Origin of the sequence: Streptomyces sp. NPDC091282, assembly GCF_044757385.1 — a bacterium.
GTDB lineage: Bacteria > Actinomycetota > Actinomycetes > Streptomycetales > Streptomycetaceae > Streptomyces > Streptomyces gramineus.
In genome coordinates this window covers 1,035,387-1,056,048 of sequence record NZ_JBIVUX010000002.1, presented here as the reverse complement: position 1 = coordinate 1,056,048, position 20,662 = coordinate 1,035,387, and the positions used below count along the sequence as shown (strand labels likewise).

Annotated in this window: 20 protein-coding genes; 9 read left to right on the top strand and 11 right to left on the bottom strand. The window is 74.1% G+C overall.

The window, feature by feature from the left end:
- Window positions 1–94: 94 nt before the first annotated feature.
- A complete protein-coding gene (locus tag ACIQOE_RS11820) occupies window positions 95–1,222 on the top strand; it encodes an NAD(+)/NADH kinase (RefSeq protein WP_351315895.1) in 1,128 nt (375 codons plus the stop codon).
- A 36-nt stretch (window positions 1,223–1,258) separates the two neighbouring features.
- Here the strand turns inward: ACIQOE_RS11820 and ACIQOE_RS11815 are convergent, their stop codons facing one another.
- The 3 genes from ACIQOE_RS11815 to ACIQOE_RS11805 form a co-directional block, all read right to left on the bottom strand.
- The gene (locus ACIQOE_RS11815; RefSeq protein WP_401411148.1) at window positions 1,259–2,152 is read right to left on the bottom strand and encodes an alpha/beta fold hydrolase; all 894 of its coding nucleotides are present in this window, start codon (window positions 2,150–2,152) and stop codon (window positions 1,259–1,261) included.
- Window positions 2,153–2,308: 156 nt separating this feature from the next.
- Window positions 2,309–3,997: a hypothetical protein gene (locus tag ACIQOE_RS11810; protein WP_365564747.1), complete on the bottom strand. Its 1,689-nt coding sequence runs from the start codon at window positions 3,995–3,997 to the stop codon at window positions 2,309–2,311.
- Window positions 3,998–4,134: 137 nt separating this feature from the next.
- Complete coding sequence (locus ACIQOE_RS11805; protein ID WP_401411146.1) at window positions 4,135–5,208, bottom strand: substrate-binding domain-containing protein; 1,074 nt, start codon at window positions 5,206–5,208, stop codon at window positions 4,135–4,137.
- Window positions 5,209–5,320: 112 nt separating this feature from the next.
- On the opposite strand from ACIQOE_RS11805, the gene ACIQOE_RS11800 reads away from it, so the two are divergent.
- Window positions 5,321–5,785 (top strand): MarR family winged helix-turn-helix transcriptional regulator, encoded by a 465-nt coding sequence (locus tag ACIQOE_RS11800; RefSeq protein WP_401411144.1) that lies wholly within the window; start codon window positions 5,321–5,323, stop codon window positions 5,783–5,785.
- Window positions 5,786–5,837: 52 nt separating this feature from the next.
- Here ACIQOE_RS11800 and ACIQOE_RS11795 read toward each other — a convergent pair whose 3' ends face one another.
- Window positions 5,838–7,181: a hypothetical protein gene (locus tag ACIQOE_RS11795; protein ID WP_401411142.1), complete on the bottom strand. Its 1,344-nt coding sequence runs from the start codon at window positions 7,179–7,181 to the stop codon at window positions 5,838–5,840.
- Window positions 7,182–7,294: 113 nt separating this feature from the next.
- Here ACIQOE_RS11795 and ACIQOE_RS11790 point away from each other — a divergent pair, with 113 nt between their 5' ends.
- Together ACIQOE_RS11790 and ACIQOE_RS11785 are read left to right on the top strand one after the other, a co-directional pair.
- Window positions 7,295–8,533 (top strand): molybdopterin-dependent oxidoreductase, encoded by a 1,239-nt coding sequence (locus ACIQOE_RS11790; RefSeq protein ID WP_365561231.1) that lies wholly within the window; start codon window positions 7,295–7,297, stop codon window positions 8,531–8,533.
- Window positions 8,533–9,024, top strand: coding sequence for a hypothetical protein (locus ACIQOE_RS11785; RefSeq protein WP_351315886.1), 492 nt, complete (start codon window positions 8,533–8,535; stop codon window positions 9,022–9,024). Before ACIQOE_RS11790 ends, ACIQOE_RS11785 begins: the two co-directional genes overlap by 1 nt.
- Here ACIQOE_RS11785 and ACIQOE_RS11780 read toward each other — a convergent pair.
- The 3 genes from ACIQOE_RS11780 to ACIQOE_RS11770 are packed head-to-tail and all read right to left on the bottom strand — an operon-like array spanning window position 8,913 to window position 11,021.
- Complete coding sequence (locus ACIQOE_RS11780) at window positions 8,913–9,623, bottom strand: methyltransferase domain-containing protein (RefSeq protein WP_351315883.1); 711 nt, start codon at window positions 9,621–9,623, stop codon at window positions 8,913–8,915. The genes ACIQOE_RS11785 and ACIQOE_RS11780 overlap by 112 nt on opposite strands.
- The gene (locus tag ACIQOE_RS11775) at window positions 9,620–10,246 is read right to left on the bottom strand and encodes a DUF2064 domain-containing protein (RefSeq protein ID WP_401411139.1); all 627 of its coding nucleotides are present in this window, start codon (window positions 10,244–10,246) and stop codon (window positions 9,620–9,622) included. Before ACIQOE_RS11775 ends, ACIQOE_RS11780 begins: the two co-directional genes overlap by 4 nt.
- Before the next feature lie 46 nt (window positions 10,247–10,292).
- Entirely contained in the window at window positions 10,293–11,021 is a 729-nt protein-coding gene (locus ACIQOE_RS11770; protein ID WP_351315877.1) for a glycosyltransferase family 2 protein, read from the bottom strand.
- Between the two features lie 123 nt (window positions 11,022–11,144).
- Here ACIQOE_RS11770 and ACIQOE_RS11765 point away from each other — a divergent pair, with 123 nt between their 5' ends.
- Window positions 11,145–11,885, top strand: coding sequence for a response regulator transcription factor (locus ACIQOE_RS11765; RefSeq protein WP_401411137.1), 741 nt, complete (start codon window positions 11,145–11,147; stop codon window positions 11,883–11,885).
- Between the two features lies 1 nt (window position 11,886).
- A complete protein-coding gene (locus ACIQOE_RS11760; protein WP_365577165.1) occupies window positions 11,887–12,999 on the top strand; it encodes a HAMP domain-containing sensor histidine kinase in 1,113 nt (370 codons plus the stop codon).
- A gap of 146 nt (window positions 13,000–13,145) precedes the next feature.
- Here the strand turns inward: ACIQOE_RS11760 and ACIQOE_RS11755 are convergent, their stop codons facing one another.
- Both ACIQOE_RS11755 and ACIQOE_RS11750 read right to left on the bottom strand, forming a co-directional pair.
- Window positions 13,146–14,147: an NAD-dependent epimerase/dehydratase family protein gene (locus ACIQOE_RS11755; protein ID WP_365561245.1), complete on the bottom strand. Its 1,002-nt coding sequence runs from the start codon at window positions 14,145–14,147 to the stop codon at window positions 13,146–13,148.
- 88 nt (window positions 14,148–14,235) lie between these two features.
- Complete coding sequence (locus ACIQOE_RS11750) at window positions 14,236–14,667, bottom strand: response regulator (RefSeq protein ID WP_365561246.1); 432 nt, start codon at window positions 14,665–14,667, stop codon at window positions 14,236–14,238.
- Window positions 14,668–15,108: 441 nt separating this feature from the next.
- Here ACIQOE_RS11750 and ACIQOE_RS11745 point away from each other — a divergent pair, with 441 nt between their 5' ends.
- Together ACIQOE_RS11745 and ACIQOE_RS11740 are read left to right on the top strand one after the other, a co-directional pair.
- Entirely contained in the window at window positions 15,109–16,704 is a 1,596-nt protein-coding gene (locus tag ACIQOE_RS11745; protein WP_401411134.1) for an ATP-binding protein, read from the top strand.
- A complete protein-coding gene (locus tag ACIQOE_RS11740; protein WP_365561249.1) occupies window positions 16,701–17,912 on the top strand; it encodes a fused response regulator/phosphatase in 1,212 nt (403 codons plus the stop codon). The genes ACIQOE_RS11745 and ACIQOE_RS11740 overlap by 4 nt, the downstream gene beginning before the upstream one ends.
- Here the strand turns inward: ACIQOE_RS11740 and ACIQOE_RS11735 are convergent.
- Complete coding sequence (locus ACIQOE_RS11735; RefSeq protein ID WP_401411132.1) at window positions 17,900–18,778, bottom strand: YihY/virulence factor BrkB family protein; 879 nt, start codon at window positions 18,776–18,778, stop codon at window positions 17,900–17,902. The genes ACIQOE_RS11740 and ACIQOE_RS11735 overlap by 13 nt on opposite strands.
- A 49-nt stretch (window positions 18,779–18,827) precedes the next feature.
- Window positions 18,828–19,658, bottom strand: coding sequence for an ANTAR domain-containing protein (locus ACIQOE_RS11730; protein WP_401411130.1), 831 nt, complete (start codon window positions 19,656–19,658; stop codon window positions 18,828–18,830).
- Window positions 19,659–19,845: 187 nt separating this feature from the next.
- Here ACIQOE_RS11730 and ACIQOE_RS11725 point away from each other — a divergent pair, with 187 nt between their 5' ends.
- Window positions 19,846–20,628 (top strand): DUF899 family protein, encoded by a 783-nt coding sequence (locus tag ACIQOE_RS11725; RefSeq protein WP_351315850.1) that lies wholly within the window; start codon window positions 19,846–19,848, stop codon window positions 20,626–20,628.
- The last annotated feature ends 34 nt before the right edge of the window (window positions 20,629–20,662 follow it).

Sequence of the window (20,662 nt, the reverse complement as noted above, 5' to 3'; positions counted from 1 at the left end):
ACTCGTCCGGCTCGCCGTCCCCCCGGTCCTGTGAGATCCGCCCGGCCGTGACAGCGTATGAACAACGGCCGCGCACGGTGCCCTGGAGGCGGAGATGACGGTGAACGCGATCGGACTGGTGGTGCACGGAGGCCGGGCGGAGGCGGTGGACGCCGCCCGGACCGTGCGGGCGTGGGCCGCGGTGCACGGCGTGCCGTGCAAGGACATCGACGTGTGGAACGACGGCGGACGGCACAGCTCCGAGGAGGAGGTCGCGGCCGCCGGTGATCCCGACCTGATCGTCACCCTCGGCGGTGACGGCACCTTCCTGCGCGGCGCCCGGCTCGCCGCCCACAGCGACGCCCTGGTCCTCGGGGTCGACCTGGGCCGGGTCGGCTTCCTGACCGAGGTGCCGGCCCGCTCGGTGGAACAGGCGCTGGACGCGATCCGCGACGACCGCTTCACCGTCGACAGCCGCATGCTGCTCACCATGCGCGCCTCACGCCGGCTGGAGGTGCCCTCCGACATGGAGGACCTGATGCGCTACGGCCGCGGCCCGCTGCTGCCGCCGCCCCAGATCCGCCGCGACTGCGAGGAGGACACCGAGTGGGGCGTGCCCCTGCACCTCTACGCGGTCAACGACGTCGTCCTGGAGAAGCTGTCCCGGGACCGCCAGGTCTCCGTCGGCGTGTACGTCTCCGGGCGGCTGCTCGCCTCCTACTCCGCCGACGCGCTGCTGGTGGCCACGCCGACCGGCTCGACCGCCTACAGCTTCGCCGCCGGGGGCCCCGTCGTCTCGCCGCGGGCGGACGCGCTCGTCTTCACGCCGGTCGCCCCGCACATGACCTTCAGCCGCTCGGTCGTCACCGCCCCGAACGAGGCCGTCGGCCTGCGGGTCCTGGAACGCTCGGGTCAGGCCGCGGTCAGCGTCGACGGCCAGGTGCGCGGTGTCCTGGAGCCCGGCGACTGGATCGGCGTGTACGCGGCCCCGGCCCGGCTGCGGGTGGTCCGGCTCGCGCCGATGGACTTCTACGGCCGGCTGCGCGAGCGTATGAACCTCACCGACGCCCCGGCCGCGGTCGCCGACGGCACCCCGCCGCCGCTGTGGTCGTTCCGCACGCCGCCGCCCGGCGACATGGCCCACCTCTCGCTGCTCCCGGCCACCCTGCCGGGCGCCGAGGACGGGGAGCCGTGCGCCGAGGCGGAGGACGACGACGTGGCCCCGGCGCACGGCCGGGCCTGACCACCGGCCCCGCCCCGCCGCCGGTACGGGCGCCGGTCAGCCGCCGGGACGCACGAAGTCCGTCACCGCGCGGGCGAAGGCCTCCGGTTCCTCGACGTGACCGAAGTGCCCGCTGTCCTCCAGGACCAGCAGCTTCGAGCCGGGGATCAGGCCGTGCAGTTCCTCCGCCCGGCGCACTCCGCAGATGAAGTCGTGGCGGCCGGCCAGCACCAGGGCGGGCACGGTGAGCCGGCCGAGGGCGGCGCGGTCGTCGACGACGTCGGGGGAGAGGTCCGTGTCCAGGCCGGAGACGTAGGTGGACGTCAGGGCCGCGCGGAGCGGCCCGAACTCCGCCTCCCGGCCCCAGTAGTCGGCGAAGTACGCGGGGAACAGCCCCCGGGCGACGGCGGTGTGCGCGGCGTCGCCGTCGATGGCCGCCATGGCCTGGAAGGCCGCCAGCACCTCGGGGAGCCCGGGATGGCCGGCGTGCCGGGCGGCGAACGCCTCGAACCGGCGCACGGTCTGGGCGAGATGCTCGGGGCCGGTCACCGGCAGGCTGTCGTAGAGGATCACCCCGGCGAGCTGCCCGCGGTGGTGCAGTGCGTGGTACTGCGCCACGAAACCGCCGTGCGAGTGGCCGAGCAGGTGCACCGGGCCGACGCCGAGGTGCTCGGTCAGCGCGCCGAGGAACCGGCTGTAGCGGGCCCGGGTGTAGCCGTGCGGGTGGGAGGGCAGCCGTCCGGAGCCGCCGGTGCCGGCCGGTTCCGGGTAGACGACCGTCAGGTGCCGCTCCACCTCGGGCATCCGCAGGTACTCCCAGGTGATGCCCGGCCCGCCGGAGTGCGCGACGCACACCGGTCCGGTGCCGTGCACGTGGTAGCGCTGGGCGAGGCCGTCGATCTCGACGGTGTGCGTTCCGGTGGTGAGGGGGCCGGTCGGGGGCGTGGTCATGGCTGCTCCGTGGTCGTCGGGCCGGGTGCTGACGAGGACCGGACGCCGGGGAGCGGGGGAAGTTCGACTCGGGTGAGGTGAGGGTGGTCACACACACCGGTCCGCCCGTGGCCCGGCGTTCGCGTGCCGGGCCACGGGCGGGGGTGCGGGCCGGTGTCAGTCGGTGGCGCGGACCACCGGCACGGCGAGCGCGACCGGCCCGCTCTTGCAGGAGTCGTGGCAGTCCTTCTCCAGGCTGCAGCACAGCGAGCAGACGGCTCCCGAGTGGAACGGGCAGCCGGCCATGTCCGGGCGCTCGAACCCGGTCGCGCACACCGTGCAGGTCAGCACGGCCGCGGACGGCAGCCCGTCGGCGCCGAGCAGCGGTTCCGCCAGGCTGTCGACGCGGGCGATGTAGTACCTGCCCCTGGTGACCACCGCGAACAGCGGTGACAGCACCATCGCCAGGAACAGCGCGATGAACGGGGAGTACGCCTTGGCGTACGCCCCGAAGGCGTGGAAGTAGGCGGCGATGGAGACCGCCGACGCGATCAGCATCGAACCGAAGCCGACCGGGTTGAAGTGGTACAGATGGGCGCGCTTGAACTCGATGTACGACGGGCTCAGGCCCAGCGGCTTGTTGACGACCAGGTCGGCGACGACCGCGCCGATCCAGGCGATCGCCACGTTGGAGTAGAAGCCGAGGACGGTGTTCAGGAAGCCGAAGACACCGCCCTCCATCAGCGCCAGGGCGATGCCGACGTTGAGGAAGATGTAGACGACACGGCCGGGATGACGGTGGGTCAGCCGGGAGAAGAAGTTCGACCAGGACAGTGAACCGGAGTACGCGTTCGTCGAGTTGATCTTCACCTGGGAGAGGATCACGAAGAACGTTGCGAGGCCGAGCGCGACGGGCGCGGCGAAGGTCCGAAAGCCGTGCACGTACTGCTGGATCGGCTCGTTGGCCTTGGCCAGGCCCACGCTGCCGGCGATGTAGAAGGCCAGGAAGGCGCCGCCGATCTGCTTGGCCGCGCCGAGCACCACCCAGCCGGGGCCCGCGGAGAGCACGGCCGCCCACCACCTCCTGCCGTTCTCCGCAGTCTTGTCCGGCATGAACCGCAGATAGTCGACCTGCTCGCCGATCTGCGCGATCAGCGACAGCGCGACGCCCGCGCCCGCGCCGACCCCGAGCACGCTGATGCCCGACCCGGTGGGGGAGTCGCCCGCGAAGTGCGTGAACTCCGAGAACTTCCCGGGTTCCTGGATCGCGATCGACACGAACGGCGCGACCATCAGCACCAGCCAGACCGGCTGCGTCCACACCTGCATCGTCGACAGCGCGGTCATGCCGTAGACGACCAGCGGCAGGATGACGAGGGAGCAGATCAGGTACCCGACCGCGAGCGGGATGTGCAGGCCCAGCTCCAGGGCCTGCGCCATGATCGAGCCTTCGAGGGCGAAGAAGATGAAGGTAAAGCTGGCGTAGATGACGGAGGTGAGCGTCGAACCGAGGTAGCCGAAGCCGGCGCCCCGCGTCAACAGGTCCATGTCGATGGAGTACTTGGCCGAGTAGTACGAGATCGGGATGCCGGTGAGGAAGATGACCACCGCGGCCGTCAGGATCGCCGCCAGCGCGCTGGAGAAGCCGTTGGAGACGGCGATCGAGCCGCCGATCGCGAAGTCCGCGAGATAGGCGATGCCGCCCAGCGCGGTCGTGGCCACCACATAGGGGGTCCAGCGGCGAAAGGACTTCGGCGCGTAGCGCAGCGAATAGTCCTCCAGCGTGTCGTTCTTCGCCCACTCGTTGTAGGCCCGCTTGCCGTCCGCCCCGGCGGGCGGCGCCTCTTTGCCGACGGTTTCCGTCACGACTGTGCCCTCTCTCGTCCCCGGTTCGTCTGCACGGAAGGGTCGCGGCGCGCTGTTTCCCGGACGTTTCACCAGCTTTAAAAGACAAGGCTTGATACTTCCTGCGGGAAGTAACCTTCCTGGAAGACGAGTTGGCCTCAGAGTTCGGTGACGACGTGGAAGTCGAAGACGTCCGCCCGCGCCAGGTACAGCCGTTGCGCGAGATGGTTGCCGCGCAGCCGCACCGCACCGCGCGGCCCCTCGTACGACACCGAGTCCCGTACCGCGCACATCGCCCGCACGTCCAGCGACCCGGCCCGCTCCGCCAGCGCGGCCAGCAGCCGTACCCCCTCGAAGCACGACTCGCCGAGGCTCCCCACGACGGGCGCGTGCACGCCGAACCGGGCCGTGTAGCGGGCGCCGAAGTCGAGGCTCTCCGCGGTCGCCAGGGTCTCGAAGAAACCGGCCGCCGCCCACAGGCCCTCGGTGGCCTCCGCGCCCGTGGCCAGCAGGATGTTCTCGTCCATGTGGGTGCTCAGCCGCAGGCACCGCTGGTGCAGGCCGCGGCGCGCGAACTCCCGGTTGAAGAGGGCCGCGTCCGCCCCGACCAGCAGCATCAGCACCCCGTCCGCCTCGCACCGTTCGACCCGGCGCAGCACCGCCGCGAAGTCGTCCGTGCCGAGCGGCACGAACACCTCGTCCCGCACCCGGCCCCCGCACGCACGCGCATGCGCCCGCGCCGCGCGGGCGGTCACCCGGGGCCAGACGTAGTCGTTGCCGACCGTGCACCAGCGCCGTACCCCGGCCGTCTCCGTCAGCAGCCGCATCGCGGGCAGCAGTTGGGCGGCGTCGCTCTCACCGGTCAGGAAGACGCCCTCGGTCCGCTCGCCGCCCTCGTACTGCGCGGTGTACACGTACGGCACCCGGCCCGCGATCCGGGGCAGCAGGGCCTGCCGGACCGCCGAGGTGTGCCAGCCCACGACCCCGTCCACCGCACCCAGCGCGACCAGCGAACCGACCTCGGCCGCCACCCGGCGCGGCGCCGCCCCGCCGTCCACCGTCAGCAGCCGGATCTCCCGGCCCAGCACACCGCCCGCGGCGTTGGTCTCCTCCGCGGCGAGGCGCGCGGCCGACTCGCACGACGGGCCGAAGACCCCCGCCGGTCCCTGCGACGGCACCACCAGGGCGACGACCAAGGGCGTGTCCGAGAGGCCGGCCGGCGGCGTGCGCATGGGGCCACCTCCGTGCGGGCGTGGGGAGCGTGACATCCGGTCCCGGGCCCCGGCGCCCTCGCGGAGGCTCGTATTCTGCGCGCACAGTAGACCTACCGGAAGGACACCGGCAATGCCCTCCGCACCCTCCTCGCCGGACCTCGCCCACCTCCTCAGCCACGCCGAACGGCGCGTGGTGCGCCGCCTTGCCGCGGTGCTCGCCGAGGAGGAGTGCACGGTCGAGGAGTGGCGCGTCCTGTCGATCGTCGGGGACGGCCGGGGCCATCCGATGTCGGAGATCGCCGAGTTCGCGCTGATGCCCGCGCCCAGCCTGACCAAGCTCGTGGACCGGATGGTCGCCGCCACCCTGGTCCACCGCCGCCCCGACCCCCACGACCGCCGCCGCGTCCTGCTGTACCTCACCCCGCGCGGCGACGACCTCTACCGGCGCGCCGCCGACCGGGTCCGCGCCGACCAGACCCGGCTGCTCGCCGGGGCCGTGGACGCGCGGGACCTCGCCCGGCTGCTGGCCCGGCTCGTGACGGCGGCCGGCACCGGGGCGGAGCCGGACGTGGCGAGCGGGATCCGGCAGCCCTGACGCGGGCCGCCGCACCCCGCCGATCGCGGACCGTGCCCGCGCGGACGGGCCGTCACCAGCCGGTGAACAGCAGGTGGTTCACCAGCAGCGCGACCAGCGCCTGCGCCGCCAGCCAGGCACGCGGCCGGGGCAGGAAGGCGCACGCCGGCAGCAGCCACATCGCGAACGGCAGCCAGATCCGTTCCGTCTCCGCCTTGCTCATCCCGGACACGTCGGCCACCAGCAGCGTGAGCAGCGCGACCGCCACCAGGAACGCGAGGCGCACCCGCGCGGAGCCCGCCGTACGGCGGCGCACCAGCGTCGCGCCCGCCCGGCGCAGCCCCGCCACCGTGGCCAGGCCGACGACGACCACCGTGCAGGCCAGGTTGGCCCACACCCAGTAGCCGTACGGGCGGGTGCCGCCGACCCCCTGGTAGTAGCGGGTGACCAGCAGCCGGTACCCCTCCCACCAGTCGAACCCGGCGAGCGTGAACACCACCGGGACCACCGCCGTGCCCGCCGCCAGCAGCGCCAGGACCACCGGCCGCGCCCGCACCCGGCGCCGGCCGAGCACCAGCACCGCCGCCCCGATCAGCGCGAAGAGCGTCAGGCCGTACGACAGGTAGCAGGTCAGCCCGTACAGCAGTCCGGAGCCCGCCGCCCACCCCGCGGACCGGCCGGTCACCGCCCACGCCAGCAGCGCCACCGCCCAGGCGGCGACCGCCGCGAAGTAGCCGTCGGCCGACGCGCCCACCCACACCGCGGCCGGTGCCATGACCAGGAAGGGCGCGGCCCGCCGGGCGAGCGGCTCGTCCGCCAGCGCCCGCACCGCGATCAGCACGGCGACGCAGGCCGTGGACCCGACGGTGATGCACCAGGCGCCCGCCCAGCCGCCGCCGCCCAGCCCGATCCGGTCCAGGTAGACGAAGGTGAGGGTGGCCGCCGGCGGGTGCCCGGCGATGTGCGCGGGCCACGGGGACGGGGTGCCGCTGACGATGTGGTGGGTGAAGTCCCGCAGGGTCGCCGGGATGTCGTGGAACCGGCCGATGACCGTGAGGTACTCGTTCGTGGTGGTGAGCCGGCCGGCCACGCCGCGCCGCCAGCCGTCCACCAGCGCCAGCGACCACGTCCAGGCCAGACAGGCGGCCCAGGCCGCGGCCAGCAGCCCGCGCCACGGCAGCCGCACCGCCAGGTTCGGCCCGTACGCCGTCACGGCGCCCGCGACCAGGACCGCGGCCGGGGTGCCCGGACCCACGTGCGGGTCCCAGTCGGCGAACAGCGGCGGCCAGTGCACGAACAGGACGCGGTAGGCGTCCTGGAGGTGCCGGCCGACCAGCACGGCGGCGAGCACCAGCAGGACGGCGGCGAGGACGGCGAACAGATCGGCGCGGCGATCACGGCGGGAAGAGCGGGTCACAGCGGAACGCTAGGTCGGCGACCGGGCGAAAGCCTGGATCATGTGGCTGACGTCAGACTTTCGTCATGGGTCGCGCGGCCGTTCCGGGGGTTTCCCCGGCCTACGGTCTGACCATGCGACACGACGACCCCCGGCTTCCCACCTCACCCGGCTTCTGGCGCAGCCCGTTGCGCGGCACCTGGTTCACCTCGGTGCTCGGCCTCGTGCTGCTCGTCGGCATCACCGTGCTGTTCGTGACCGGCCTGGTGTCGTACGCCGCGTACAACCCGAACCTGGCACCGGTGAACGACCAGACCCCGGACAAGGGGATCCTCGGCTTCTACCTGTTCTCGTGGCCGACCGACCCGTACTGGCTCTACCGGCTCACCCAGGGCCTGCACGTCACCCTCGGCGTCACCCTGATCCCGGTGCTGCTCGCCAAGCTGTGGTCGGTGGTGCCGAAGCTGTTCACGCTGCCCCCGGCCCGCTCCCTCGCCCACGCGCTGGAGCGGATCTCGCTGCTGCTGCTGGTCGGCGGCGGCCTGTTCGAGTTCACCACCGGCGTCCTCAACGTCCAGCTCGACTACGTCTTCCCCGGCTCCTTCTACCCCCTGCACTTCTACGGCGCCTGGGTGTTCTTCGCCGCCTTCCTGGCGCACGCGGCGCTGAAGACGCCGACGGCGCTCAGGGCGGTCCGGCACCTGCGGCGGGACGAGGGCGAACTGGCACCGGCCCGTCCGGACGCGCCGACCGTGTCCCGGCGCGGCGCGCTCTGGTTCGTCGGCGGCGCGTCCCTGCTGCTGCTCGTCACCACGGCCGGCCAGAGCATCGGCGGCGCGCTGCGGCGCACCGCGCTGCTCGCCCCGCACGGCGGAGCCGACCCCGGCAGCGGGCCGAACGGGTTCCAGATCAACAAGACGGCCGCCTACGCCGGGATCGACGCCACAACGACCGGCGGCGACGCCTGGCGGCTGGCCGTCACCGGACGCGACGGCCGGACCGTCCGCCTCAGCCGCGCCGACCTCCTCGCCCTGCCCCAGCACAGCGCCGCGCTGCCCATCGCCTGCGTCGAGGGCTGGTCCACCGCCGACCAGTGGTGGCGCGGCGTGCGGCTGCGCGACCTGGCCGCGCTCGTCGGCCACCACGGCGATCCGCCGGACGTGCTCGTCGAGTCGCTCCAGCTGCACGGCGCCTTCCGGCACGCCGCCCTGCGCGCCAACCAGGTCGCCGACCCGCGCTCGCTGCTCGCCCTGACGGTGAACGGCGAGGACCTGTCCCCCGACCACGGCTACCCGGCGCGCGTCATCGTGCCCGCCGCGCCCGGTGTGCTCAACACCAAGTGGGTGGCCCGGATGACCTTCGGAGACCTGTGATGCGCCCGCCCCTGCCCACCGGTGCCCTGCTGCGGCGGCTGCGCCTCCCGCTCGGCAGCCCGCTCCAGATCCTGCTGCTGGCCTGCTCGTTCGCGCTCGCCGCCTATGCCGGCGTACGGCTGCTGTCCGGCGACTGGTTCGGCGTGGTGCTGTGGGTGGTGGGAGCGGCCCTGCTGCACGACCTCGTGCTGCTGCCGCTGTACTCGCTGGCCGACCGGGCGGCGGTCCGCCAACTGGGCGCCGCCGGGCGCCGGCGGTGGGCCATGTACGTCCGGGTGCCGGCCGCGCTCTCCCTGCTGCTCCTGCTCGTGTGGTTCCCGCTGATCAGCGGGACGGTGGCCGAGCACTACCGGTCGGCCACCGGCCGGTCCGCCGACGGCTATCCGGCCCGCTGGCTGCTGATCACCGCCGTGCTCTTCGGCGGCTCGGCACTGCTGCTCGCCCTCCGGCTGCGCAGGGCGACGAAGCGGCGCCCGCCCGCCGCCCACTGACCGGCCCGCTCCCAGCCCCGCGCGTACCGCAGCAGGGCCGCGGTGCCGAGCCGCGCCCACAGGAACGGGGCACCGACCGCCTCGTGGGCGTCGGTGAGGTGGACCCGGGCGCGTTCGTCCACGTCCACCGGGGCGGTCTCGGCGATCAGCAGGCCGCCCGGCGCCAGGAGCCGGGCCGTCCGGTCGAGCAGACCGCGCGGATCGCCGCCGATCCCGACGTTGCCGTCCATGAGCAGCACGGTGCCCCACCGTCCCTCGCCGGGCAGCGGGTCGAAGACCGAACGGCGCAGCGCCTGGCCGCCGAGGCGCACCGTGTGGTCGACGGCGGCCGCGCTGACGTCGATCCCGAGCACGGTACGGCCGCGCCCGGCGAGTTCGGCGACGAGCCGGCCGGGCCCGCAGCCGACGTCGAGGACGGCGCCCTCGCAGCGGTCCAGGACCTGCCGGTCGACCTGGTCGGCCCGCGCGCACCAGCGCTCCACCTCCAGCGGCAGCAGCCATCCGTCGGCCCGGCGCAGGAACAGCGGGCCGCGGCCGGTGCGCAGGGCGGCGGCGTAGGGGTCGGCACCGGTCCAGGGCAGCGGCGGTGAGGTGGTCATCGGCGGCCCGTCCCGCGGCGGGCCGGGGACTCGGCGAGGCGGGCGGCGAAGCGGCCGTGCGGGGCGAGGGCGGCGACGGCGGACGCGTCCGCGGCGGTGTCCACGTCCCGCAGCAGCGGCAGGTCCGCGACCCGCAGTCCGGCCGCGACCAGCCGGCGGCGCTGGACGGCGCCGGTCCGCGCGGTGGACATCGGCACCCCGCGCAGCAGCGCCGGGTCCGGGTCGGCCAGCCCCAGCGCCCAGAACCCGCCGTCCTCGGCGGGACCGAAGTACGCGTCGCAGTCGGCGAAGTCCACGGTGAGCAGGTCCGGGGTGACCTGCGGGGTGTCCATGCCGATGAGCAGGGCAGGACCGCGGCAGTGGGCGAAGGCGTCGGCCAGCCGCGCGTCGAGGCCGCCCGCGCACTGCGGCACGACGTCGAAGCCGGCCGGCAGCCAGGGCCCCGGCTCCCCGTCGAGGACGAGGACCCGGCGGCCGGCGGGGGCCGCGGCCACGGCGTCCAGGGTGTCGGCGAGGGACGCCTCGGCGAGGCCGGCGGCCTGCGCGGGCGTGAACGGCGGGGTGAGCCGCGTCTTGACCCGGCCGGGCCGGGGCTCCTTGGCGATGACGAGGAGAGTGGTCATGTGAGGGTTCCTTGACTGGTGCGGACGGTCGGCGCGACGCGCGCCCTCAGGGGCGCGAGGAACTGCGCGGCCGGTCCGCGCCGGCCGGCACCCGGGGCGCCTCGTTCAGCACCCGGCTCATGTCCCGGACCGCCTGCCAGGTGCCCCGCCAGGTGCCGGTGACCTTCGAGACGCCGGTCCGCGGCCGGTAGGGCACCTCGTGCTCGGCGATCCGCCAGCCGGCGTCCGCCGCCCGCACCACCATCTGCAGCGGGTAGCCGCTGCGCCGGTCGTCCAGGGAGAGCGCGAGCAGCGGCTCGCGCCGGGCGGCGCGCAGCGGACCGAGGTCGTGCAGCCGCAGCCCGGTCCGGCGCCGCAGCATCCGCGCCAGCGCCAGGTTCCCGGCCCGGGCGTGCGCCGGCCAGGCCCCGCGGCCCTGCGGCCGCCGGCGGCCGAGCACCAGGTCCGCCGCACCGTCGTGGACCTCCCGCACGAACGGCACGAGGAGCCCCGGATCCAGCGAGGCGTCGCAGTCGCAGAAGCAGACGATGCCGGCGGTCGCCGCGGTCAGCCCGGCGTGGCAGGCGGCGCCGAAACCGCGCCGAGCCTCGTGCACGACGGTCGCGCCGAGCGACCGGGCGATGTCCGCCGAGCCGTCGGTGGAGCCGTTGTCCACCACGAGGGCCCGCCAGCCGGGCGGGATCCGGCCGAGCACCCAGGGCAGGGCATCGGCCTCGTTCAGGCAGGGGAGGACGACGTCCACGTCCGTCGTCGGGCAGTCCGGTGAGGTGGTCACGGTGTCACCCTACGAACGCGAACCGGACATAAAGGGCGTCGGCTCCTTACGAAACGCGGACGTCGCGGCCCGCGGCCGCCCTCGGGTGCGACGCCCGCGAGGGCCCGGTGCGAGGGTGGAGGCATGCAGCAGCCGCACCAGCTCACCGAGGACCGGGCCGCCCCCGCCGCCACCCGGGTCCTGGTCGTCGACGACGACCCGACCGTCGCCGAGGTCGTCACCGGATACCTCGACCGGGCCGGGTACCTGGTCGACCACGCCGACGACGGCCCCGCCGCCCTGACCCGTGCCGCCGCCCACTGGCCCGACCTGGTGGTGCTCGACCTGATGCTGCCCGGCATGGACGGCCTGGAGGTCTGCCGGCGGCTGCGCGGCCGGGCCCCCGTCCCGGTCATCATGCTCACCGCGCGCGGTGACGAGGACGACCGGATCCTCGGCCTGGAGGTCGGCGCCGACGACTACGTCACCAAGCCCTTCAGCCCCCGCGAACTGGTCCTGCGGGTGGAGTCGGTCCTGCGCCGCGCCCGCCCCGCGCCCGCCGCCCGCTCCTTCTCCACCGCCGGCCTCACCCTGGACCCCGGCGCCCGCCGGGCCACCCGCAACGGCGCCGAACTCGGCCTGACGCTGCGCGAGTTCGACCTTCTCGCCTTCTTCCTGCGAAACCCGGGACGGGCGTTCGGCCGGGAGGACCTGATGCGCGAGGTGTGGGGCTGGGACTTCGGCGACCTGTCCACCGTGACGGTCCACGTCCGCCGGCTGCGCGCCAAGGTCGAGGACGACCCGGCCCGGCCGCGCCTGATCCAGACCGTGTGGGGCGTCGGCTACCGCTTCGACCCCGAGGCCGCGGCCACGGAGGAGGACTGACGTGCGCGACACCCTGCTGATCGCCCTGTACGCGCTGGCCGGCGCCGCCCTCAGCGGGCTCGCCGGCGCGGCCGCGCTGCGCCTGCTGCGGCGCCGCTCGCTCACGGCGTCCATCGCCGTCGTCGCCGCCGTCGGCGTGGTCGCGATGCTGGCCGGCACGCTGGCCGTCGCCTGGGCGATGTTCCTGTCCTCGCACGACCTGTCGGTGGTGACGACGGTGGTGGCGATGGCGGCCGCGGTCTCGCTCGCCAGCGCGCTGATACTGGGCCGCTGGGTCGGCGCCCGCAGCCGTGAACTCGTCCTCGCGGCCCGCTCCTTCGGCGAGGAGGGCGACTTCGCCGCGCCGGCCGCCCCGGCCACCGCCGAACTGGCCGAGGTGAGCCGCGAGCTGGCCGCCACCAGCGCCAGGCTCGCCGAGTCCCGGCAGCGGGAACGCGCGCTGGAGACCTCCCGCCGGGAACTGGTCGCCTGGATCTCGCACGACCTGCGCACCCCGCTGGCCGGGCTGCGGGCCATGTCGGAGGCGCTGGAGGACGGCGTCGCCGCCGACCCGGACCGGTATCTGAAGCAGATCCGCACCGAGGTCGAACGCCTCAACGACATGGTCGGCGACCTCTTCGAACTCTCCCGCATCCACGCCGGGACGCTCGCGCTGAGCCCCAGCCGCATGTCCTTGTACGACCTCGTCGGCGACGCCCTCGCGGGCGCCGACCCGCTCGCCCGCGAACAGGGCGTACGGCTGGTCGGCGGCCGGGTGGAACCGGTGCCGGTCGAGGTGGACGGCAAGGAGATGAGCCGGGTGCTGGGCAACCTGCTGGTGAACGCCATCCGCCGGACGCCGCCCGACGGCACGGTCGCGGTCGCCGCCGAGCGCGGCCCCGAGGGTGTCGTGCTGTCCGTCACGGACGGCTGCGGCGGCATCCCCGAGGAGGACCTGCCGCGCGTCTTCGACACCGGCTGGCGCGGCAGCCACGCCCGGACGCCCCCGGCGGGCGCGGGCCTCGGCCTCGCCATCGTCCGCGGCATCGTGGAGGCCCACCAGGGCCGGGCCACCGTGCACAACATCCCCGGCGGCTGCCGTTTCGAGGTGGTGCTGCCCGCCGCCGCTTCCTGATCGCGGACAGCACCACCGGCTCATGGGCGGCCCGGGACCTGTTCGGCCCCGGTCCGCGGTGCGACGCCTGGCCCCGGTTTCCCGGCACCGCCGTCGGGCGTGAGGCCGGTCTCCGGGTGGTGCCAGGACGTATCCGCACACACGGCTTACGCGCCGCGCATCCCGGCTCGTGCGAACTCCCGCATGCCCTCCGGGAAGCCGATCTCGGCCTTCCAGCCGAGGTCGGCCCGCAGCCGCGCCGAGTCGGCCGTGATGTGCCGTACGTCACCGAGGCGGAACTCCCCGGTGACCACCGGTTCCGGACCCCCGTAGGCCTCGGCCAGCGCGCGGGCCATCTCGCCCACGGTGTGCGGCTCGCCGCTGCCGGTGTTGTACGCCGTCAGCGCCCCCGGCTCCGCCCGCGCCTCCAGGGCCACCGCGTTGGCGGCGGCCACGTCCCGGACGTGCACGAAGTCCCGGCGCTGCCGCCCGTCCTCGAACACGCGGGGCGCCTCACCCCGGGCGAGCGCGGAGCGGAACAGCGCGGCCACACCGGCGTAGGGGGTGTCGCGGGGCATCCGGGGGCCGTAGACGTTGTGGTAGCGCAGCGCCACCGCGGACCCGCCGGTCGACCGGGCCCAGGCGGCAGCCAGGTGCTCCTGGGCCAGCTTGGTGGTGGCGTACACGTTCCGCGGATCGGCCGGCGCGTCCTCCGCGACCAGCCCCGGCGCCAGGTCGGCCCCGCACACCGGGCACACCGGCTCGAACCGGCCGGCCTCCAGACCGGCGACCGCGCGCGGCCCGGGCCGTACGACACCGTGGCGCGGACACTCGTACCGGCCCTCGCCGTACACGACCATCGACCCGGCCAGCACCAGGCGCCTCACCCCCGCCTCCGCCATCGCGGACAGCAGGACGGCCGTACCGAGGTCGTTGCGCGAGACGTACTCCGCCGCGTCCGAGAACCCCACGCCCAGCCCGACCATCGCGGCCTGGTGGCAGACCGCGTCCACGCCGCCGAGCGCCCGCGCGACCGCCGCCGGGTTGCGCACGTCGGCACCCGGATCGTCCCGCACGTCGAACACGACCGCCTCGTGCCCGCGCGCCGTCAGCGCCTCCACGACGTGGGACCCGATGAACCCGGCACCGCCGGTGACCAGTACTCGCATACGGCCACGCTAGGCCCGCACGGCCACCGGATCCCGTGCCCGCGCCCGCACGTCACGACTCCGTAAGACCGGCGGCCCGGCCGGGCCGCTACTCCTTCGGCGGCTTGACGGCGATGTCGAGGTAGAAGGCGTCGATGCTGCGCACCGCCGTCTCGAACTCCTCCAGGTTGACGGGCTTGGTGACGTAGGCGTTGGCGTGGTGGTGGTAGGCGCCGTTGACGTCGTCGGGGGCCACGGACGTGGTGAGCACCACGACCGGGATGGTCCGCAGCTCGGCGTCCTCCTTCACCACGGCGAGGAACTCGCGCCCGTTCATCCGGGGCATGTTCAGGTCGAGCACGATCAGGTCGGGGCGTTCGTTGTCCGGGTCGCGCAGGTAGTCCAGGGCCTCGACGCCGTTGGAGACCTGGGTGAGATTGCGCGTACCGCGCTCGGTGAGTGCGTCCTGGATGAGCATCGCGTCGGCGACGTCGTCCTCGACCAGCAGCACATCGTACGGACGGATTGCGGCGGCAGCCATGATGGGAGAGCTCCGGTGTGTGGGGCGGGTCGAGTGGTCTGTGCTGTTCGTGAGAGTCCGGGCCGGCGGCGCCGAGCCCCTTGGCGGCTCGTGCCGACGGTCCGGCCGGTCTCCGGGTGTCCGACGGTCAGCTTGACACCGGCGAGTACCCGCAGCCGCGGCAGGGCATGCCGACGGGCCTCGCCCGTGGTGTCGACGGGGTCCGGCGGCGGACCGGGGGCCGCCCGCGTGAGCGGCCCGGCGGGTTCGTCCGCCACCTGGGTCACCAGGGTGTCCGGGTCCCCGCTCACGGAACCTGGAGGGAGCGGGGGAGCGGGCATGACCTCACCCTAGGGCGTTGATCCAGGCGGGACAACATACGTTGTCGGGCCACGAGTACAGTGTGCTTGCCGCGCGCCGAGGTGCGGCCCGGACGGCCGGCCTAGGGAGCAGCGCACAGCGATGACAAGCAAGCCGTCAGGCACCGCCGGCGCCTTCGCGGACTGGACGACCCGGCGCTGGCTCCGGGTGGGCGTCGCCGCCACCCTGGTCGTCCTGGCCGTCCTCGGGTCGCTGGGCGGCTGGGCGATGTGGCGGACCTCGCAGCTCACCGCCGCGCTGGTGGACCGGCGCTCGCCCGCCCTGATCGAGTCGATACGGGTCGAGGAGGCCCTGGTCAACCAGGAGACCGGCATCCGCGGCTACGGACTCTCCGGCCAGACCGACTTCCTCCAGCCCTACGCGCAGGGCGTGACCGACGAGCAGGCCGCGCTCTCTCGGCTGCGGCCGCTGCTCGGCGACGACAGCCGGGCCCGCGCCGACCTGGCCGAGGTGGAGAAGCTCGCCGGGACCTGGCAGCAGCGCATCGCGCGGCCGGTCTCGGTGGCCGCTCCCGCCGAGGCCGCCCAGGTCACCGCGGCCCGTACCGTCGAGGGCAAGGCCGCCTTCGACGCCCTGCGGCGCGCCATGAGCCGCCAGCAGGACCACCTCCAGCAGGAGCGGAGGTCGGCCACCAGCCAGCTGAGCCAGGCGGTGACCCTGCGCAACTGGGTGTTCGCCGTCATCGCCGCCGTCATCGTGCTGGTCGCCGGACTCGTCTTCGAGGGACTGCGGCGCGGCGTCACCGGCCCGCTCAGCAGGCTCGGCTCGGCCGTCCGGGACGTGACGCAGGGCCGTTTCGACCGTTCCCTGGACGGCACCGGACCCGCTGACCTGCGACAGCTCGCCTCCGACGTGGAGTCGATGCGGCTGCGCCTGGTGGCGGAGCTGCGGTTCAGCGAGGAGGCCCGCGGGCTGCTGGACGGGCAGGCGGAGGACCTGCGGCGCTCGAACGCGGAACTGGAGCAGTTCGCCTACGTGGCCTCGCACGACCTCCAGGAACCGCTGCGCAAGGTCTCCAGCTTCACCCAGCTCCTGCAGCGGCGCTACGGCGGACAGCTGGACGAGAAGGCCGACCAGTACATCTCCTTCGCGGTCGACGGCGCCAACCGCATGCAGAGCCTCATCAACGACCTGCTGGCCTTCTCCCGGGTCGGCCGCGTCCACAACGAGCAGCGGACCGTGGACCTGGAGCGGCTGATGGGCACCACGCTGGGCGACCTCAGCGTGGCCGTCGAGGAGACCGGCGCCGAGATCACCCACGACCCGCTGCCGTCCGTCCTCGGGGACACGACCCAGCTGGGCATGCTGCTGCAGAACCTGCTCTCCAACGCGATCAAGTTCCGGCACCCGGACCGGGCGCCGCGGATCCACGTCGGAGCGGTCCGGACCGGGGACGACTGGGAGTTCGAGGTCCGCGACAACGGCATCGGCATCGCGCCGGAGTTCCGGGAGAAGGTCTTCGTCATCTTCCAGCGCCTGCACACCAAGGACGCCTATCCGGGTACCGGTATCGGGCTGGCGATGTGCAAGAAGGTCGTGGAGTTCCACGGCGGCACCATCTCCATCGACCCCGCATACCCGTCGGGCACCCGGATCGTGTTCACGCTGCCCGCCCTGCCCGCCACACCCGCCCCCGCGGCCGCGACGGCCGTCCCGGACAGAGAGACACAGCCGTGACCGGTCCCTCCGCAGGCCGCGGCGGCCCGCACGCCGAGCAGTACGACGTCCTGCTGGTGGAGGACGACGACGGAGACGCCCTGCTGGTCGAGGAACTGCTCCACGACACCGATCTGCCGTACACCCTGACCCGGTGCCACACCGCCGCCGAGGCCCACCGGGCGCTGGCGGCCGGCCCCGTCGACTGCGTCCTGCTCGACCTGCACCTGCCCGACGCCTCCGGCGTGGAGACGATCCAGACCATCCAGGCCGACACGCACGCCGCGATCATCGTCCTGACCGGCCTGGACGAGCCCCGCGCCGGAGTCGACTCGCTCGCCTTCGGCGCGCAGGACTACCTCGTCAAGGGCAAGGTCGAACCCGACCTGATGCAGCGCGCCGTCCGCTACGCCGTCCAGCGCAAGCAGGTCGAACTGGCGAGCGCCGCGCTCCAGATCGGGAAGCTGCGCGCCGAGGAGAACGCCCGTCTGGAGCGCGGGCTGCTGCCCGAGCCCCTGCTCTCCTCCCCGGCCGTCACCGCCTCCAGCCGGTACTACCCGGGGCGGGCCCAGGCCCTGCTGGGCGGGGACTTCCTGGACGTCGTGCAGACCGACGACGGACAGGTCCACGCGATCATCGGCGACGTCAGCGGGCACGGCCCGGACGCCGCCGCGCTCGGCGTCTGCCTGCGCATCGCCTGGCGCGCGCTGACCCTCGGCGGCCACCGCAACCAGCACCTGCTGCACCTGCTCGAACAGATACACATCGCGGAGCGCGCGGGCAGCGACCTGTTCACCACCTGCACGCTGATCACCCTGGACCCGAAGACCGCCACCCTCACCCTGCACCTGGCCGGCCACCACGAACCCCTGCTGGTCACCTCCGAGGGCACCCGGCAGGTCGAGGCCGCCCACGGGATCGCGCTCGGCATCGCGCCCGGACTGGGCGACTGGCCCGCCACCACCCTGGCGCTGCCCGCCGACGGCGCGCTCGTCGCCTACACCGACGGACTCATCGAGGGGTTCGCGGACGGCACCGGCGCCCGGCTCGGCGTGGACGGCCTGCTGAACATCATCGACACGCTGCACACCCCCGATCCCGGCACCCACCTGGACCTGCTCATCTCCCGCACCCGCGCGCTCAACGCGGACCGGCACACCGACGACCTCGCCGTACTGCGCCTGGACTGGCGCACGGCCGGGCAGCCGGCTCCCGCTCAGTCCTCCTGAGCGGCCGGCGCCGGCCCGCCGCTGGCTTTGATCTTCTCCAGCTCCGCGTTGAACTGGGCGCCGAACAGCAGGGCCAGGTTGGACAGCCACAGCCAGATCAGGAAGATCACCACGCCGCCCAGCGAGCCGTACAGCCGGTGGTAGCTGCCGACGTGGGACGTGTAGACGGTGCAGCCCAGCGAGACCACCAGCAGGAGGACCACCGCCAGCACCCCGCCCGGCGCCATCTTCCGGACCGGCCGGGACGACTCGGGACCCGAGTGGTACAGGACGAGGACGGTGCCGACGGCCACCGCCACCGCCAGCGGCCAGCGCAGCGCGTGCCAGGCGGCCTGGGGGCCGCTGCCGAGGTCCAGCGCCCGGCCCAGGAACGCGGCCAGGCTGCCGGTGAGGAACAGCACCAGCACGGAGATGAGCAGCAGCAGGATCAGGACCAGCGCCGTGCAGATGATGCGCGGCGCGGTCCGCCACACCGGCCGGTGCGAGCTGACCCGGTGCATGGCGTGCAGCGCCCGGCGGAAGACGCTCAGGTAGCTGGACCCCGACCACAGCGCGGCCGCCCCGCCCAGGAAGATCAGCGTCCAGGCCGCCGACGGCTGCTCGGCCATCTGCCGCAGGGTGCCGCGCAGCAGGGCACGGGAGGCGAGCGGGGCGGCCTGCGCGATGCGTTCGATGACCTCCGGTTTGGCGGTGGGAATGGTCAGGCCCAGCACCGAGAGGATCACCAGCAGGAGGGGAAACAGGGCGAGGACCGCGTAGTACGTCAGTGCGGCGGCCCAGTCGGTGATGTCGTCGTTCCAGACCGACACCGGGGTCCGGCGCAGCGCCGCCCACCACCGGGCCGTACGGCCGCCCGCATGATCCATGAGAGGGATGTTCTCACTCCTCGGTGTTCCGGGCGCGCAGCCCCGGTGCTCAGTGTCGGTGGACGGCGCGGTCATGAAGATGGTTCAGGGCGTCGACGACGACGGTGTTGTGGTGCCAGACCAGCCAGCGGCCCACCTCGCCGCCCAACCGCTCCAGGGCGGCCAGCCGCTCCGGCGCGAGTTCGTGCAGCGGCCGCTCGTGGTGCGCGGAGACCATGCCGATCACCGCTCCTCCGGGACTGACCAGCGGCACGCTGTGGCAGGCGCGGCTGCCGGCCTGGAGGATCGTGTGCCGGGTGGGCTCGTCGAAGACGTCGCTGGAGCCGACGTCCTTCACGGTGACCTGCCGCACCTCCTCGGCGGCCTGCGCGCACGAGGTGGTCCCGCTGTCGACGAAGGCGAAGTAGTCGGTGAACCGCTGGTTCAGCCCGGTGTGCCGGACCATGCGCAGCAGCCGGTTCTCCACCAGCTGCACGTTGCCCATCCCGGTGTCCGTGATCCGCAGGGTGCCGTGCAGCGCGGCGTCCAGGACCGCGCCGCGGTCCGTCGGCGGGGCGCCGTCCAGCTCCAGGGCCGGTACCGGCGGCGGGCCGCCGCGCGGCCGCCGTGCCACCCAGCGCGGGGCCGTCGCCTCGGGCACCGGGAGGCGGACGGCGGCGTCGGCGAGCGTGTGCAGCTTGAGGTTGAACCGCTGGGAGGCGTCGCGCAGCAGCTCGAAGGACTCCTGCGGCGAGGAGAGCCGGTAGTACCGGCGCAGCAGGTGCTCGGCGCGGGCCACGCCGGCGCGTGCCAGCCGCCTGTTGCGCTCGTCCGTGCCCTGCTGCCCCGCGGTCCCGGCCGTCGGCGCGGCCGGGCTGTTCCGATACTCGGTCACCGGCATACCTCCTCGTCGTACGCATGCCCGCTGCGGGCTCCGGCAGGCCATCCGATCTTCACCGGCCGCCCACGGCGTGCCGGACCGCCGCGCGGCGATGAGTTCCGGCCGGGCCCGGAGTCTGTCTCCCTGACCGTCGCAGGACGGCATCGCCCGATGCCGCCGCCCGCCACCGGACGCCACGGAGGACACCATGGCCGACACATCCGACGAACCGACCGCCGCACTGCCCGGCCGTCCCGCCGTGACCGACCTGGCCACCTGGCAGGCGGCCAGGGACGAGCTGCTGGCCCGCGAGAAGGCCCACACCCGCGAGGGCGACGCGATCGCCGCGGCCCGCCGCCGGCTGCCGATGGTGGAGTTCGACGGCACGGTCGAGGTCGTCGGGGCCGACGGCCCGGTCCCGTTCCTCGACCTCTTCCAGGGCCGTGACGAACTCGTCGTCTACAAGCACATGTGGCACGACGGCGCGCCGCACCAGGGACAGTGCGAGGGCTGCACCACCACGGCCTGGCACCTCCAGGACGCCTCCTACCTGAACGCCCGCGGCGTCTCCTTCGCGGTCCTGACCACCGGCCCGTGGCACGAGGTCGCGCCCTACGTCGAGTTCATGGGCTACACCCAGCCCTGGTACTCGGTGCGCGGCCTGGACGGACCGGCCGGCGGCCCGATGGGCTACCTCACCGGCTACCTGCGCGACGGCGACCGCGCCTTCCTCACCTACTCCACCACGGGCCGCGGCAACGAGCGGGTCAACGGATCCCTCGGCCTGCTCGACATGACGCCCTACGGCCGGGGTGAGGCATGGGAGGACAACCCCGAGGGCCGGCCCAAGGGCAACAGCCCCTGCTGGTCCTGGCGGACGGACGCGGACGGGAACGCCACCTGGGGTCCCACCAGCCGCCCGGTGCCCCAGTGGACCCGGCCCGGCGCGACCCCGGTGGACACCCTCGGCCGGCACGGCCACCACCACTGACGGGCGGCCGGGGCGCCGGATCCGCCGTGCGGCT